This is a genomic window from Brachybacterium sp. P6-10-X1 (assembly GCF_001969445.1).
In the GTDB taxonomy this organism is placed as follows: Bacteria; Actinomycetota; Actinomycetes; order Actinomycetales; family Dermabacteraceae; genus Brachybacterium.
The window spans coordinates 3,810,272-3,825,979 of the sequence record NZ_CP017297.1 but is presented as its reverse complement, the minus strand read 5'-3'; the positions used below and the strand labels follow the sequence as shown (position 1 = coordinate 3,825,979).

Genomic DNA, 15,708 nt, shown 5'->3' with positions numbered 1-15,708 from the left:
CGGCCCCCTCCCCTACTGTGGTCCGTGACGTGCACGCAGGTGAGGGACAGGTGAGGGAGGAGCCGGGATGCAGATCGAGTTCGGCTGGTCGCTGGACGGGACCGCCTGGGCCGACGGCGCCGGCGCGACCGGTCGGGTGCGGATGGGTCCGCGCGCGCTGGTCCAGCTGCTGCAGACGCGGCTCGCCCTGACCCGACCGTCGGTGGACCCCGCGGTGCGCATCGCGCAGTACTCCCGTGCTGTCGCCGCCGCGGACCATCCGTGGGCGCGGGACTCTTTCGAGGCCGACCCGTGGTCCACCGCGACCACCCTGCTGGGCTGGCGTGACGCCGCGGTCGCGGCGGGGGCGCGGTGGCGGAGGGACGCGGCGCTGCCCGAGCGGATCGACGCCCTGTGCGCGATCGATGAGCAGCGCACCGTCGCGGCCCCGGCGCCCGGAGCGGCCGACGACCTGCGCGAGATCGTCGACCTGCTGGCCGACGACGTCTCCTGGCCGCTCGGCATCGAGGTGCTGCAGTGCCACGAGGACCCCGGCCACCTGCCCGGGCTGTGGCCGCGCCTGCTGACGCTGCTCGAGGACGCCGGGGTCCGCATCGAGCGGCTCATCCCCACCGCCTCCGGCCGGCCGGAGCTGACGGTGATCGAGGCGGAGGACGAATGGACCGCCGCCGAGACCGCCGCCCGTGTGCTCGCCGGACGGGAGGGAGCACCGCTGCAGGTGCTCGCCGGCACGGACACCGTGATCCTCGATCAGGAGCTGCACCGGCGCGGGCTGCCGGCCCTCGGCGTCGCCGAGGCGGCCGCCGACCGCACCGCCCTGCAGATCCTGCCGCTGTTCCTGTCGATCACGGTGGGCCCGGTGGACGTGCAGCAGTTGGCCTCCTTCCTCGACCTGCGGGTGATGGACGCGCCCGAGGACGGGCGCGACCACGTCGGCCTGGTGCCGGCGCGGGTGCGCACGCGGCTGCTGGATGCCCTCGCCGACGAGCCCGGGGTCGGCGGTCCCGCCTGGCGGCGAGCCCTGGCGGCGCTCGAGGACGACGAGAAGGTCTCCGAGGGCGGATCGGCGTTCGCCCGGACGCTGTCCGATCTGGTCACCGCCCCGATCCCGCCCGCCGCGCTGACCCCGTCCCGGCTCCGCGCCGCTGTCGAGCCGCTGGGGGTGCGGCTGCGCGCCCTCGGCCAGGGCGATCCCGGACTGACCCGGGCCGCCGCACATCTGCAGGTCCTCCTCGACGTGCTGGAGACCATGGACGAGGACCGGGCCCTGTCCCCGCGCGAGCTGTCGCAGATCGTCGAGGCCTCGGGCGGACGGGCCCCCTCGCCCTTCGCCCGGCCCGAGGCGACGACCGCCTGGCGCACCTGCAGCCGCCCTGCCCAGCTGCTGCCCCGCGGCGGCGACGTGCTGTGGTGGGGCGCAGACCGCGAGGACTCCCACGCCGGCGTGGTCTGGGACGCCGTCGAGACCGAGGCGCTCACCGCGCTCGGCGCGCATCTTCTCGAGCCCGCCCGCCTCGCGGCCCTGACCACCGACGCCGGACTGCGCGGCCTGCGCGGCGCGGAGCGGATCATCGTGGTGCGCACACGCCGTCGGGCGCAGAAGGCCACCGCGCCGAACGCCCTGCTGGCGCACCTGGCCGCCGAACGCGCTGCCCCCGGGGAAGGAGTCGCCGGCGTGCTCGCCCAGCTCACCCTCTCCCCCGAGCAGACGCTGGTCGACGGACGATTCGAGCTCGCCGGGTCCCGTCGGCCGCTGCGTCGGCCCACCCCGGCACGAATCCCCCGCCCGCCCGAGGACCTCACCCGGCAGGTCGACCCCGCCCCGCACCTGGTGCCGCGCTCGCTGTCCTATTCCCAGACCGAGGACCTGCTGGGCTGCCGGCAGAAGTGGACGTACCGCAACGGACTCCAGATCCGGGCGGCCTCGGTCGCGACCGTCCCCACCGGCAACCGGATGATCGGCAGCCTCGTGCACGCCGTGGTCGAGGAGCTGGTCGACACCGCGGAGTCCGAGGGTCGCAGCGGGCCTCCGTCCGGGGAGCGGATCCGGGAGGAGATCACGGCGCAGGTGCCGCGCCTCGCCTCCGAGCTGCAGCTGCCCGGCCGCGAGGTCGAGCTGGCCACCATGCGCGAGCAGACCGTACGCTCCCTGGTCGAGTTCTTCGACCGGCTCGGCGCCGCCGGGCTCGTGATCACCTCTGTCGAGTCGGAGTTCGCAGAGCCCCTGACCCTCCGCCTCCGCCGCGGCGACGTCACCGTGCCGTTCACGGGCTACCGCGACGTGCTCGCCGAGGACGCCGCCGGCGAGCCCACGGTGATCGACCTGAAATGGACCTACGCCGCGACGAAGTACCCCGACCTGTTCGACACCGGCGAGGCGCTGCAGCTGGCCTCCTACGCCTGGTCGCTGCACGGGGACCACGCCGACGTGGGGTACTACCTGCTCTCCCAGGGGGAGTTCGTCGCCGCGAACCCGGCGCTGGACCCGCACGGTCGCCCCACCCTGGACGTCGCCGACCTCTGGTCGCGCGGGAGACGCGGGATGACCGATGCGCTGGACGCGATCGGCGAGGGGCGGGTCGATGCGCGCAGCGGGCAGATCCTGCTCGACGCCGGCCAGGACCTCAGCACCCCCCGCCGCGACGCGAAGAAGACCTACGAGGCGGCGCGCGCGAGGGCCCGCGCCGAGGGCGCTCTGGTCGTCGACGCCCGCTGCGACGTCTGCGAGTTCGCCCTGCTATGCGGGATGAGAGGCGATGCGTCATGACGTTCACCCTGATCAACGCGTCCGCCGGATCCGGCAAGACGTACACCGTGACCCGCAAGCTCGCCGAGCGGATCGAGGCGGGCCTCGACCCCGCCCAGATCATCGCGACCACCTTCACGGTCAAGGCGGCCGAGGAGCTCACCGGCCGGATCCGCTCCACGCTGCTGGATCGGGCGCAGGTCACCGAGGCGCGCGGCATCGACTCCGCCGTCATCGGGACCGTGAACTCGGTGGCCGGCCGACTGGTCACCGACTACGCGCTGGACGCCGGGATCTCCCCCACGGTCGAGGTGCTCGACGCCGCTCCCCAGAAGGCGGCGTTCGGCGCCGCGATCGCTCGCTCCGCCGCGGCCGCCGGGGTGCGCTGGGCGGATCTGCTCGCACGCACCGAGCACGACGGGGACGAGAACGACACCGGTTTCCGCCCCAAGCAGGCCTGGCGGGCTCGGGTGAAGGACGTCGCCGATGCCGCGCGGACCAATCTCCTCGGTGCCGACGAGCTCAGGGCGTCGGTCGCCGCGTCCTGGGAGGAGTACCGGCGCACCGCGGAGCTGCCGGAACCGACCGAGGACCGGCGACCGCGCTGGCTGCACCTGCTGGACCAGCGCCTCGAGGACCTCGCCGGCGACCTGGAGGCATCGCGGACGGCCGACGGGGAACCGGTCCCGGGCGGGCCCATCAGATCGACGAGTCTGAACAAGACCACGAATGATCTGGAGAGCCTGCGCCGGTTGCGGCGGACCCTCGCCGACCATGACCGCGCGCCCTGGTCGACCTGGCTGCGGATCGCGAAGGGCGGCTTCGGCGCGGCGGCGAAGAAGGCGCTCGCGCCGCTGTCGGAGGAGATCGCCGCGGACCTGCCCGCCACCATCACCTGGCAGCAGGATCTGCGGGACCTGCTCGCCCTGATCCTGGAGACCGCCGCCGACTCGCTGGACTCGTACGAGACCTACAAGCGGGACCTGGGCCTGATCGACTTCATCGACCAGGAGGTGCGGGCGCTGCACCTGCTGCAGGACTCGCCGCGGGTGCGCGCCTCGGTCGCCTCCCGCTTCCGCCTGCTCGCCGTCGACGAGTTCCAGGACACCTCCCCGGTGCAGCTGGCGCTGTTCCTCGAGCTCTCCGGGCTGATCGAGGACAAGATCTGGGTGGGCGACCCGAAGCAGGCGATCTACGGGTTCCGCGACGCGGACCCCCGGCTGATGCAGGACATCATCGCCGCGCTCGAACGCGGCGACACCGTCTTCGGCCGGGGCGACGTCGAGAACCTCTCCCACTCCTGGCGCTCCGCCGAGCGCCTGGTCGAGCTGTCCAACGCGATCTTCACCCGGGTCTTCGCCCCGCACGGCGAGGGCACGGAGCGGATCACACTGTCGATCCCCCCGCAGCGCGCCGCGCAGGCCGCCGGCGGGGCGCTCGAGGTGTGGGAGGCGACCAAGCACGATCGTCGCGCGGTCTCGGCTGAGAAGCACGCCGCGATGATCGCGGAGCAGATCCGCGCCCGGATCGAGGAGGGGGCGTTCACGCCGGGCGGGACCGCCGTGCTGGTGAGGACGAACACCCAGCGCCAGCAGATCGTCGCTGCTCTGCAGGCGCGCGGCGTGCCGACGGCCGGGGCGGCGCATGCGCTGCTGGCCTCGCGGGAGGCCCAGATCGTGCGGGCGGCGCTCGCGGTGTCCCTGGACGGCACCGACACCCTGGCGCTGACGGAGCTGGTGACCCTGCTCGAGGACCACGGCGCGCACGAGACCTGGTTCGCGCAGCTGATGGCGGCACCGGATCACGCGTCGCGCACGCAGGTGTTCGCCGCCTGGTGGGAGGACGACGTGCTGGCGGGGCTGCGCGAGGTGCGACGGGCCTGCATCGCCTTCACCCCCGAGGAGATGATCAGCGCCCTGATCGACGCCCTGGACCTGCCGCAGCGCATCAAGCGCTGGAGCGACCAGGGGTCGCGTCGGCGGTCGCTCGATGCGCTGCGCTCCCTCGCCCGCGAGACCACGCAGCGGCGGCGCGCCGAGGGCTCCCCGGTCACGCTGACCGGTCTGCGCGCGGAGCTGGACGCCTGGGAGGAGGGCCCGGACCTGTCCGGGCTCCCCGATGCCGTGTGGGTGGGGACCGTCCACGGGGCGAAGGGCCTGGAGTGGGACCACGTGGTCACCTACCTGACCGCCAGGGCCAGGGAGTACGACAAGACCTGGGGCGTGCTGGTGCGCTCTCCGGAGCGGGTGGACGTCACCGCGCCGCTGGCCGGTCGCAGCCTCGTGTTCTGGCCGCAGATGCCGGTGCCCGAGGAGATCGGCGCACGGTTGGCCCGCTCGGACTTCGCCACCCGCCGTGCCCGGGGCGAGGCCGAGGAGGCCGGGCGCCTGTACTACGTCGCGCTCACCCGCGCGGCGACCACCGGGGTGCTGGCCGTCCCGGGGCCGGCGACCGTGCTCGACGCCTTGATCGAGGGCCCCGCCGAGGAGGAGCCGGCCGCGTCGTTGCTGGCATGGTCCCAGGACGAGATCAGCGTGGACGGAACGGCGGAGCCGCTGCCTGCGAGGGTCACCCGGACCAACGTCGACGACCTGCTGGAGGAGGCGCCGACACGGCTTCCGGCCGTGACCGATCCGCTGGCGGTGACCGATGTCCCGGTGCGGCCGACGGGGGTGGATGCCGAGCGCGCCGCCGCCCGTTTCCAGGCCTCGGCGGCGGTCTCCGCGGAGTCGCTCGGCACCGTCGGGGAGCCGCGGCCGATCGGCCGGCGCCTGGTTCCGGACGGCGGACCGCGATGGAAGCGGGTCGGCGAGGCCGTGCACGCCTATCTCGCGCTGCCGCTGGAGCAGTTGGATCTCCCGCAGCAGGAGGCCGCCGCCTCCCGGCTGGTCGAGCGGTGGGCGGTGGCCCGTGCGGTGGACCCCGGAGTGCTGCGGGAGGCGGGCGAGGCCTGGAGCGCCTTCCTCGCCGCCGAGTTCCCCGGCGCCGAGCAGCTCACCGAACAGCCGGTCACCTGGTGGAACGAGGACGCGCAGGTCATGGAGGGGTGGATCGACACCCTGCTGCGCCTGCCGGACGGCTCGGTGGTGCTGGTGGACCACAAGTCCTATCCCGGCGACGAACCGGTGACGACGGTGCGGGAGAGGTACCTGGGGCAGATGTCCACCTACTCCCGCGCCCTGGCCGCCGCCGGGTCACGGCCGGACCGGATCCTGATCCACCTGCCGTTGCGCGGCGAGGTGCTCGAGGTGACGCTGCATGAGCACGCCCGCTGACGGCGCCGCCGTCCCGCTGCTCAGTGCCGAGGGGGCCGTCGACGCCGCGCGGGTGCTGCTCGATGCGGCACTGCGCTCCGGGGCGCGCCGCCTGCTCGGGATCGCCGGCGCGCCCGGGGCCGGCAAATCCACGCTGACCGAGCTGCTGGCCGAGCGACTGCCGACCGGTTCCTGCGTGGTGGTGCCGATGGACGGCTTCCACCTGGCCGACGTGGCGCTGGATCGGCTGGGCCGCCGACACCGCAAGGGCGCTCCGGACACCTTCGACGCGGCCGGGTACGTGGCCCTGCTGCAGCGGCTCCGCACCGCCCGGGCGCCCGATCCGCCGGTATGGGCACCGATGTTCGAGCGCGACCTCGAACAGCCCCTCGCCGGCGCGATCGAGGTGACCGGCGAGGTGCCGCTGGTGATCACCGAGGGCAACTACCTGCTGTCCGGCGACGCCTTCGGCCAGGTGCCGACGATGCTCGATGCCCGCTGGTTCGTCGAGGTCCCCGAGGAGCTGCGCCACGAGCGCCTCATCGCCCGCCACGAGCACTTCGGCAAGTCGCCGCGGGCCGCCCGGGAGTGGGCGCTGGGACCGGACGAGGCCAATGCCCGCCTGGTCGCCGCCACCCGCTCCCGGGCCGATGCGGTGGTGCGGCTGGGCTGAGGCGCGGGGTCGGAACAGCGCGGGCCTCGTCAGCCGGCCATCACGGCGCGGGCGAAACCGGTGGACCGCTCGCGCAGACCGTCGATCCGCTCCTGGCGGTGGTACGCGAGCAGCGCCTCGTCCTCCGTCTGCATCTCGAACGCCGTCGGCGCCCGGCGCACGTTCTTCGAGCAGCGGAAGTCGGCGCACAGCGACGTGCCGATCGTGTTGCCGCGTCGGCCCTCGGCGCCGCCGCGCGGGGCGGCGAAGGACGCTGCGTGGAGGCCGTCGATGACGTCCTCGCACCAGGCGCACATCATCTTCCGCGGCGGTGCCGCGCCGGTGCCGCGCAGCAGCAGGCAGACGAGCTCGTCGTCGACCTCGAGGGCGACGTAGTGCAGCAGCGGCTTGCGGGCGTCCTGCCACCCGAGATAGTCGATCTCCTCCCACGCCACGGCGGCGAGGTCGGGCAGCTGGGCGCGCTTCGCGTCGCCCTTGCTGGCGTTGATGAAGGACGTGCGGATCTGGTGGTCGGTCAGGGGTCTCATGGGGGTGTCCTCACGACGGGCGCGCTGCGTCGCCCCGCTCAGGGCGGGGGGGGGTGAGCGCGCGGGAGAGTTCGGTAATCAGTCGTGACGGCGTGCAGGCACGCCGGGGTCACGCCGAGCAGGCCGGGTCGGCCGCCCCATTTCCTGCATGCGTCGCGAGCATGCTGATCTCCTCTCCCGTCATGGACGCGCTCACGCTACGCCCGTCCCGGAACGGCCCGCAAGGCGATATGGGACACCGAGGACGGAGCGAGGTGCCCTCAGGCGATGATCTGGTTCAGCTGCTCGAGGTCCTCGCGGCCGAGATCGAGGGCCATGGCCCCGGCGGAGTCGACGATCGACTCGGGGCGGCTGGCGCCGGGGATCGGCACGACGCGCTCGTCGAGCGACAGCTCCCAGGCGAGGACGACAAGCTGCGGGCTGACCCCGTGGGAGTCGGCGATGCGCTGGATCTGGGGGAACCTCTCCCCCACGGCGCTCGCCCCGCCGCCGGTGCCGCCCAACGGCGACCAGGGGACGAAGGCGATGTCGTGCTCGGCGCAGTGGCGCAGCTCGCGCAGGCTGGTGTGGAAGAACGTCGGCGAGAACTCGTTCTGGACCGCCGCGAGACCGCCCTCGCCCAGCACGTCCCGGGCCACGTCGATCTCCTCGACGTTGGCGTTGGAGATGCCGACCTCGCGGATCAGACCTTCCTGCTGGAAGGCGGCGAGCGCCTCGACGCCCTCGGCGTAGCGGATGCTGCGGTCCGGACGGTGCCAGTAGTACAGGTCGATGACGTCGGTGCCCAGCTCCCGCAGCGACTTCTCCAGCGCCGAGCGCAGGTAGGCGGTGGACCCGTCGCGGCCGCCGCCCTCCGCAGTGCGGGTGATGCCGCCCTTGGAGGCGATCACGACACCGGAGCGGCCCCCTTCCCAGGTGCGCACGGCCTCGGCGACGAGCTGTTCGTTGTGACCCATGGTGTCCCAGGTGGGCGCGTAGATGTCGGCGGTGTCGAGGAAGGTGACGCCGGCGTCGAGGGCGGCGTGGATCGTGGCCATCGACCGCTCGTGCGGGGCGGGCTCCCCGCGCCCCTGCGACAGCGGCATGGCACCGAGGCCGAGGGCGGAGACGATCAGGGAGCCGATGCGGCGGGTGGGTGCAGTCATGACAGGAGACCCTATGCCGGGGCGACCGTCCGGGTCACGAGGGGTCCGGCATCGGGACATCCGCTCCCGCTCACCGCGGCGCCGTGGACTCCCGTTCGATGATCCGTGAGCGCAGCAGCGTGGTGGAGGGTTCCTCGTCGGGATTCGCCATGCGCTGGCCGAGCATGCGGGCGGCGGCGCGGCTGGTGGCCCGCACCGGCTGGTGGACCACGGAGACCGAGGGCGTGACCAGGCGGGTCCACAGGTCGTCGTCGGTGGCCAGCAGCGCGGGCGCGTCCGCGACCCCGCGCATCGCCTCGAAGGCGCCGGCGGACATACGGTTGTTGGTGACGTAGACGCAGTCCGCCTTCCCCGCATCCAGGATCCGCCGCATCATCGCCCTGCCGGATTCCACGTGCAGGTCACCGCGGAGGATCGCCGAGTCCTCGATGCTCACCCCGGCCTCCCGCCATGCGCCGAGATACCCGCGGACGCGGTCCTCGGTGGTGCGCAGCTCCGCGGGCCCGGCGAGCACCGCCGGCGCGTGGAACCCGCGCTCGTGCAGGTGCTGGGCGGCCTGCCGTCCCGCGTCGAGGTTGTCCGTGGCGACCAGGTCCGTGGCGGCCCCCTCGATCCAGCGGTCCACGAGCACCACGGGGATGCCGGCCTCGGTGAGCAGGGACAGGTCCGTGTGGATGCTGTGGACCGGGACCAGCAGCACGCCGGAGACATGGCGACCCACCAGCTGGGCGAAGCAGTCCCGCTCGATGTCGAGGTCGTCCTCCGTGTGGGCGACGGTCACCGAGTAGTGGTCCCGGCGGGCGATCCGCTCGACCTCGCCGATGATCTGCGTGAAGTACGGGTTCTCCGCGTCGGGCGCGACCACCGCGACCTGGGAGGTCCCGCCCCGCCGCAGGGAGCGGCCCATCGCGTTGGGGACGTACCCCGTGGACCGCACGGCGGCCCGCACCCGCCGTGACAGCTGCTTGTCGACGGTCGACGCGCCGTTGATGACGCGGGAGACCGTCGCCGAGGAGACCCCCGCGGTGCGCGCCACGTCCATGATCGTGGGTCTCGGCGACACCATGGGCTCTCTCCTCGCTCCAGCTCGTTCCAGCGCGCTCAGTCTTCGACGATCACGGCGTCGCCGCACAGGTGCACGGTCACGCCGAGGCGGTGGAACAGCGCGGCCTTGGCCGTCAGCGCCCGGTCGGCCGCCCCCGCGTCGTCAGCGTAGACGAGCTGGGCGTGGTTGGCCTTGTGCCGGCCCATGAACTGGTCACGGCTCACCCCGTGCAGCACGACGTTGGCGATCGGCCACTCGGGGTTGGTGGACTGCTTGCGCCGGGCGACCTCCTCGTCCGGGAGCTCCACGACGCTGCCCCGGCCGATGTCCACGTGCAGGCCGCCGCCTTCGACGTAGACGCGCGACCAGACGATCTCGCCGGGCTTGGAGACGCCGTTGATGGTGGAGCCGCCGGCCGGGAAGAACTCCGGGCCCTGCCGCCAGCCCTCGGCGTCGGCGTACCCGCGGACGAAGTGGCTGGGCGGGACGGAGCCGGAGATCTCGTAGACCCACACGTACTGCCCGTCGAACTCCTCGCCCCAGCGCACGTCGTGCAGCGTGGTGGCGGGATCCATGCCCATGGCGGTCCAGATCCGGTTGGTGACCAGGGCGTCGACCGCGACGCCCTCATCGACCTCGTTGAAGTTCGGCAGGGCCTTGCCCTCCCACAGCACTCGGGAGCCGTCCCGGCTGGTCACCGGCGGGCGCTGGACGTTGTTCAGCAGGCCCTCGACGAGGTCGGAGGCGGCGGTGACGTCCTTGAGTCCCTGCTGGTACTGGACGCCGACGGCGTCGAGGCCGAAGTCGTCGCTGAGGCGCAGCGCGGCGATGTACATCGCGTACTGGCTGCGCAGCTGGGACTCGGTGAGTTCGGTGGCCTCGTCGGTGCCGAGGCGGAAGGTCATGCCCGCGTCCTTCAGCCAGGCGCCGATCGCCTCGGCCTCCTCGTCGGTGACGGTCTGCATCTCGGCCCACAGGGCGGACTGGCTCAGGCGCTCCTTGTAGATCCCCAGCGGGTTGAGCATCTCGTCGTCGATGATGGCGTTGTACATGCCCATGCAGCCCTCGTCGAAGACCCCGATGATGGCCTTGTCGGTCAGGAGCTGGTCGGCGAGCGCGCGGCCGAGCTCGACCTCGGCGGTGCCGGGCAGGTGCGGCAGCGGCCGGACGTGGGAGTCGTCGTGCGTGATCGCGCCGGTCTCGACCCAGGTGGCGATCCCGTCCCGGAAGAAGTCGTCGCTGCCGTCGACCGTCCACAGGGTCGAGTACTCCCGGTCCATCTTCGTCAGCCCGCCGTTGAGGTTCAGCAGCCCCACCAGACCGGGCCATTCGGGGGCGAAGTTCGCCACCGTCAGGATCGGGCCGCGGTGGGTGCGCAGCCCCGCCAGGACGTGGTGGCTGTACTGCCAGTTGGCGGTCGCCACGATCAGCGGCGCCTCGGCCGGGATGTGCCGGAAGACCTCCATGCCCATGCGCTGGGAGCGGATGAAGCCGTGGCCGAGCTCCTGATCGGGCTCGAAGCCGCGCCGGACCTGCCACCCGGTGGCGTCGACGGCGTCCGCGACGATCCGTTCGAGCTCCTGCTGGAAGGGCCAGGCGGGGACGTTGGCGCTCTCGCGGAGGTCGCCGCTGGGGATGAGGTAGACGGTCTTCGCCGGGGCCGGCGCGGCCTGGCGGACCGTGGGCATCTGGTACGGGGCGGTGGTGGTCATGGGTACTCCCTGGTGGTGGCGGAGGGCGGGGCTCAGCGGCGGGCGGGGCCGACGGGGCTGTGGGGGCCGGGGCCGGTGCCGAGATGGATCTCCATGGCGTCGAAGGTCGGCGCCGCGGGCCGGGTGGTGGCGGGCCGGTCGAGGTAGAAGATCGCGGTCGAGGCGATGTCATCGCGCAGGGGCAGGTAGCGTCCGGCGCTCTTCCAGCCCAGTGCCTGGATGTCCACGCGCGGCAGGCCGGTGGAGAAGTGGATCGGGTCGGCCACGTGCCAGCGGTACATCCCGAAGCGCTGCTGGGCGACGTAGAGCCCGTCGGGCCGGATCACCTGCGGCATCCCGAGGTAGGGGGTGGAGAAGGCGGTGTAGCCCTCGCCGGGGACGTCGAAGTTCCAGGCGCCGCCGAAGTAGTCCTCGGTGCCGGTGCCGGCGATCGTGGGGAACCCGCCGTCGGGGTCGTCGTCGTCCAGGTAGAACTTGATCTCGCCCTCGCCCCACCAGCCGTTGGAGTTGACGCCCCAGGCGATATAGGTGCCGACGTACTGCCCCTGGCCCTCGATGCCCTCGAGCAGGACGTGCTCGGTGGCTTCCGGCAGCGGGTTCGAACGGCGCCACTGGGCGTGGAAGTAGGCGTCCTCGTGGTGGTCGCCGCCGAGCTCGTAGGTCACCTGGTAGTAGACGCGGGCGTCGGTGTCCGAGGTGTTCTCGAGGGTGAGGCGGGCGCCCTCCCGGAACGGCATCGGCCAGTAGGAGTTGAAGCCGCCGTGCGGATTCGCGGCGATCATCTGCGAATCGACCTGCGCGAAGACGCCCCAACCGCTGGCGAAGAAGTCGCCGTAGGGCACCTCGACCGCGGGCTCCTCGGCCCCGTCCCAGTAGGCGCGCACCACGAGCTGGCGCCAGTGGTCGGTGTGGGTGGTGATCCAGAGGTGGGTGATCACGCCGGCGGAGTCGATGTCGGCGAGGGTGAAGGTCTCCCCGGCCTTCACGTCCACGCTGGGCGAGACCTTCCAGCCCTGACCGAGATCGCGGGCGGCCTCCGCGCCGGTGCCCTCGGTGGCGCGTCCGCCGCCGCCGACGGAGCCGTCGACGTTCTCGGGGCTGATCGAGCGGGTCTGGACGGCGCGCAGGGCGGCGAGAGAGCGGGCAGGAGACGTCACGAGGTACCCCCTGGGGTGGATCGACGATGATCAGGAAACGTTTACTGGCACCTTACGGAATCAGGGGTGGGCCGTCAATGCGTGCGAAGATCCGCGTCCGACGTGGGAACTTGCGCCGCTTCTCGAGGATGGTGACGCCGCCGGGAGCGTCGGATGGCGACGAATGGTTGACGACGCTCACCCGGCCCTCGTACCGTTCTGATAAATCGATTACTGACATCTGCCCTCGACGTCGCGGGAAGTGAGCATGAGAACCCACCCCTTCAGCGGATCCCCCGGACCAGGCGGACCTGCCAGTCCAGGCGGACCACGCAGACGAGACCTGCTGCGGGCCGGCGGCGCGACCCTCGGCGGCGTCGGCGCCGCCTCCGCCCTCGCCGCCTGCTCGTCGGGCGGCGCGGGCAGCTCCGACCCGATGCAGTTCTGGCAGTTCTACGCCCCGGTCGCGCAGCAGGACCCGAACCTGCAGGCGCAGAGCGAGTGGTTCCTGTCCAGGATCAAGAGCTGGGAGGAGGCGGGCGGCCATTCCATCGCGCCGGTCTACATCCCCGGCTACACCGATCCCACCAACACCCGGCTGATCACCGCCTTCGCCTCCGGGGCGGGCCCGGACATCTTCCTCATCTCCCCCGGCGACTTCCTGCGCTACTACAACGGAGGGGTCCTGGAGGACCTCACGCCGTACATGGAGCAGGAGGCGATCGAGGACTTCTACCCCCAGGCGCTGGCCACCCGCACGGTCGACGACCGCATCTACGGACTGCCGATGGAGCAGGAGCCGCTGGCGATCTTCTACGACGTCGCCGCCTTCGAGGAGCAGGGCCTGTCCGAGGCGGACCTGCCCACCACCTGGGAGCAGATGCTCGAGCTCGGGCAGACGATGACCGGGGGCGAGCGCGCCGGGCTGGTGCTGGAGACCCTGCCCGGGTACTACCAGAACTTCACTTTCTATCCCTGGCTGTGGCAGACCGGCGCGGACGTCATCGACGCTGCCAGCCAGCGCCCCGTCTTCGACAGCGACGGTGCGGTCCAGGCCCTGCAGCTGTTCCAGGACGCCATCCGCACCGGGGCCGCACCCCGCACACGCCCCGCCAACGGCGACATCGTCAGCGCCATGACCGGCGGTTACGCCGCCATGTGGCAGGGCGGGATCTTCGACGTGGCTGCCCTGACCCAGAACGCGCCGGACTACGAATACGGCGTGTTCACCCTGCCGGCCCCCTCCGGCGCCGACTCGGTGACCTGCCTGGGCGGCTGGGCGTGGTGCGTCAACGCCCGCGGCCGAGATCCCGAGGCCGCCGCCCGGTTCACGGTCGAGGTGATGGGCTCGATGAGCCAGGAGTCGATCGACGCCGGCGTCGAGTGGAACGGGGTCGCCAAGGGGAACATCGCCGCCCGCGCCTCGGTCACCGAGGCGATCGGGAACGACGGCGCCTTCGAGAACCCCATCCTCCAGCAGTTCCGCGACGAGATCCTGCCCACCGGGCGGGCCGAGCCGCGCTTCCCGCCCGTCATCTACAAGGCGGTCTCCAACGCGATCCAGGCCACGATGCTCGGTGGCGCGGACGCCGCGGAGCAGGCCGAGATCGCCCAGGGGGCCCTCGAGAGCTACCTGGAGACCTATGAAGGAGGGCCGCTGCTGTGAAAGGCATCGAACTCGCCCGCACCGCGGGCACGGCCAGCGGCGGCGGCTCCTCGCGGCCCGCCTCCGTCGGCATCACCCGGGCGCGCCGGGAGCGGCGCGCGGCCTTCTGGTTCCTGCTGCCGGACACCGTGGGGCTGCTGGTCTTCGTCGCCGTGCCGATGGTGCTCGCGATCGTCCTGGGCTTCTTCCGGGTCGACGGATTCGGCTCCTTCGACTTCATCGGCATCGACAACTACGTGCGCATGGCCGGGGATCCGCAGTTCTGGTCCAGCGTGCGCATCACGCTGATCTACCTGGTGGCGGTGGTCCCGCTGATCTTCGTGATCGGTCTGGGCCTGGCGCTGCTGGTGCAGCAGAAGCTCCCCTTCATCGGGCTGATCCGCTCCGCGCTGTTCGTCCCCTACGTGGTCAGCCTGGTGGTGGTGGCGATGGTCTGGCAGTTCATGCTGGCAGATCGCGTCGGCGTCCTCAGCCGGGTGCTCGGTCTGTTCGGCTTCGAGAACATCTCCCCGCTGGGCGAGCCGTCCCTCGCGCTGGCCACGGTGATCCTGGTGACCGTCTGGTTCCAGATGGGCTACTACATGATCATCTTCCTGGCCGGCCTGCAGGACATCCCCGGCGAGTACTACGAGGCGGCCCGCATCGACGGTGCGAGCGCCTGGCAGCGCCTGGTACGGATCACGCTGCCGCTGCTGCGGCCGACGAGCTTCTTCGTGCTGGTCACCGCGACCGTCGCGGTGATGACCGGCGGGCTGGACCTGATCTTCGTGCTCACCGGCGGCGGCCCCGCCGGTGCCACGTCCCTGCTGATCTTCTACATCTACGAGCAGGCGTTCCTGTTCGGCGAGCTCGGGTACGCCGCCGCCGTCGGCTCCGTGCTGGTCGTCGCGATGCTCGCCTGGTCCTTGGCGATGTTCGCCCTGACCAAGGGAGGCCGATTCGAATGACGACGCCGCACACATCTCGACGCACCCGCTGGAGCCCGCAGAAGATCGCGCTGATGGTGCTCGGCATCGTCCTGGCGCTGGCGACGATCTTCCCCCTGGTGTGGATGATCACCGGCGCCTTCAAGCCCGCCTCCGAGGTGAACGGCTCCGCGATCCTCCCCTCGGATCCGACGCTGGAGAACTTCATCTACGTGTTCACGCAGGTGCCGTTCCTGCGCTACATGGCCAACAGCTTCGTGGTCTCCGCGGCGGTCACGGTGCTGGCGCTGTGGTTCCACTCGATGGCCGCCTACGCCCTGGCCCGGCTGCGGTTCCCCGGGCGAGAGACGATCTTCCTGCTGATCTTCTCGACCATGCTGGTGAGCCTGCCGGTGATCCTGATCCCCACCTTCGTGGTCGTGCGCACCCTGGGCATGGTCGACTCCTACGCGGGGCTGATCATCCCGGCGATCTTCAACGCCTTCGGCATCTTCCTGCTGCGACAGTTCTACGTCTCGCTGCCGGCCGAGCTCGAGGAGGCGGCGCTGATGGACGGTGCGAGCTACTGGCGGATCTACCGCAGCATCATCCTGCCGCTGAGCCGACCGATCCTCTCGGCCTTGACGGTGTTCTTCTTCCTGACGAACTGGAACTCCTTCGTCTGGCCGCTGACGATCACCTCGAACCCGGATCTTCGGGTGGTCCAGCTGGGCATCGCCACGTTCCAGCAGCAGTACGCCGCGGACTGGAACTACGTGCTCGCGGCGGCCACCGTCGCGGCGATGCCGACGCTGCTGATCTTCTTCTTCTTCCAACGCCAGATCGTGGAGTCGATCAAGTCCGCGGGGTTCAAGTAGGGCGCTCCAGGCTGACGATCC

Annotated in this window: 11 protein-coding genes; 6 read left to right on the top strand and 5 right to left on the bottom strand. The window is 71.8% G+C overall.

Annotated elements, in window-relative coordinates:
- Positions 1-67 precede the first annotated feature (67 nt).
- Genes BH708_RS17035 through BH708_RS17025 form a run of 3 tightly spaced genes read left to right on the top strand, consistent with a single transcriptional unit; the run spans position 68 to position 6,673 of the window.
- Positions 68-2,767, top strand: a complete 2,700-nt coding sequence (locus tag BH708_RS17035) for a PD-(D/E)XK nuclease family protein (RefSeq protein ID WP_076810185.1) — start codon at positions 68-70, stop codon at positions 2,765-2,767.
- Positions 2,764-6,021: an exodeoxyribonuclease V subunit beta gene (locus BH708_RS17030; protein WP_076810184.1), complete on the top strand. Its 3,258-nt coding sequence runs from the start codon at positions 2,764-2,766 to the stop codon at positions 6,019-6,021. Before BH708_RS17035 ends, BH708_RS17030 begins: the two co-directional genes overlap by 4 nt.
- Positions 6,005-6,673: a nucleoside/nucleotide kinase family protein gene (locus tag BH708_RS17025; protein ID WP_083713749.1), complete on the top strand. Its 669-nt coding sequence runs from the start codon at positions 6,005-6,007 to the stop codon at positions 6,671-6,673. The genes BH708_RS17030 and BH708_RS17025 overlap by 17 nt, the downstream gene beginning before the upstream one ends.
- Positions 6,674-6,702: 29 nt before the next feature.
- Here BH708_RS17025 and BH708_RS17020 read toward each other — a convergent pair whose 3' ends face one another.
- From BH708_RS17020 to BH708_RS17000, 5 genes are all read right to left on the bottom strand, one after another.
- Positions 6,703-7,200, bottom strand: a complete 498-nt coding sequence (locus BH708_RS17020) for an FBP domain-containing protein (RefSeq protein WP_076810183.1) — start codon at positions 7,198-7,200, stop codon at positions 6,703-6,705.
- 260 nt (positions 7,201-7,460) lie between these two features.
- Positions 7,461-8,345, bottom strand: a complete 885-nt coding sequence (locus BH708_RS17015; RefSeq protein WP_076810182.1) for an aldo/keto reductase — start codon at positions 8,343-8,345, stop codon at positions 7,461-7,463.
- Positions 8,346-8,415: 70 nt separating this feature from the next.
- Positions 8,416-9,411, bottom strand: a complete 996-nt coding sequence (locus tag BH708_RS17010) for a LacI family DNA-binding transcriptional regulator (protein ID WP_076810181.1) — start codon at positions 9,409-9,411, stop codon at positions 8,416-8,418.
- Between the two features lie 35 nt (positions 9,412-9,446).
- Positions 9,447-11,102 carry a fucose isomerase gene (locus tag BH708_RS17005; RefSeq protein WP_076810180.1) on the bottom strand — a complete coding sequence of 552 codons (1,656 nt, stop codon included), beginning with the start codon at positions 11,100-11,102 and terminating at the stop codon, positions 9,447-9,449.
- Between the two features lie 32 nt (positions 11,103-11,134).
- A complete protein-coding gene (locus BH708_RS17000) occupies positions 11,135-12,259 on the bottom strand; it encodes a glycoside hydrolase family 172 protein (RefSeq protein ID WP_076810179.1) in 1,125 nt (374 codons plus the stop codon).
- 247 nt (positions 12,260-12,506) lie between these two features.
- Between BH708_RS17000 and BH708_RS16995 the strand changes: the two genes are divergently transcribed.
- Genes BH708_RS16995 through BH708_RS16985 form a run of 3 tightly spaced genes read left to right on the top strand, consistent with a single transcriptional unit; the run spans position 12,507 to position 15,687 of the window.
- Positions 12,507-13,904: a sugar ABC transporter substrate-binding protein gene (locus tag BH708_RS16995; RefSeq protein ID WP_083713747.1), complete on the top strand. Its 1,398-nt coding sequence runs from the start codon at positions 12,507-12,509 to the stop codon at positions 13,902-13,904.
- The gene (locus tag BH708_RS16990; protein WP_253705374.1) at positions 13,901-14,851 is read left to right on the top strand and encodes a carbohydrate ABC transporter permease; all 951 of its coding nucleotides are present in this window, start codon (positions 13,901-13,903) and stop codon (positions 14,849-14,851) included. The genes BH708_RS16995 and BH708_RS16990 overlap by 4 nt, the downstream gene beginning before the upstream one ends.
- Complete coding sequence (locus BH708_RS16985; protein WP_076810178.1) at positions 14,848-15,687, top strand: carbohydrate ABC transporter permease; 840 nt, start codon at positions 14,848-14,850, stop codon at positions 15,685-15,687. The genes BH708_RS16990 and BH708_RS16985 overlap by 4 nt, the downstream gene beginning before the upstream one ends.
- Positions 15,688-15,708: the final 21 nt, after the last annotated feature.

What these genes read in the sequence shown, in the direction of transcription:
- BH708_RS17035 (WP_076810185.1), top strand. Translation starts at nt 68, where the DNA reads ATGCAGATCGAGTTCGGCTGGTCGCTGGACGGGACCGCCTGGGCCGAC.
- BH708_RS17030 (WP_076810184.1), top strand. Translation starts at nt 2,764, where the DNA reads ATGACGTTCACCCTGATCAACGCGTCCGCCGGATCCGGCAAGACGTAC.
- BH708_RS17025 (WP_083713749.1), top strand. Translation starts at nt 6,005, where the DNA reads ATGAGCACGCCCGCTGACGGCGCCGCCGTCCCGCTGCTCAGTGCCGAG.
- BH708_RS17020 (WP_076810183.1), bottom strand. Translation starts at nt 7,200, where the DNA reads ATGAGACCCCTGACCGACCACCAGATCCGCACGTCCTTCATCAACGCC.
- BH708_RS17015 (WP_076810182.1), bottom strand. Translation starts at nt 8,345, where the DNA reads ATGACTGCACCCACCCGCCGCATCGGCTCCCTGATCGTCTCCGCCCTC.
- BH708_RS17010 (WP_076810181.1), bottom strand. Translation starts at nt 9,411, where the DNA reads ATGGTGTCGCCGAGACCCACGATCATGGACGTGGCGCGCACCGCGGGG.
- BH708_RS17005 (WP_076810180.1), bottom strand. Translation starts at nt 11,102, where the DNA reads ATGACCACCACCGCCCCGTACCAGATGCCCACGGTCCGCCAGGCCGCG.
- BH708_RS16995 (WP_083713747.1), top strand. Translation starts at nt 12,507, where the DNA reads ATGAGAACCCACCCCTTCAGCGGATCCCCCGGACCAGGCGGACCTGCC.
- BH708_RS16985 (WP_076810178.1), top strand. Translation starts at nt 14,848, where the DNA reads ATGACGACGCCGCACACATCTCGACGCACCCGCTGGAGCCCGCAGAAG.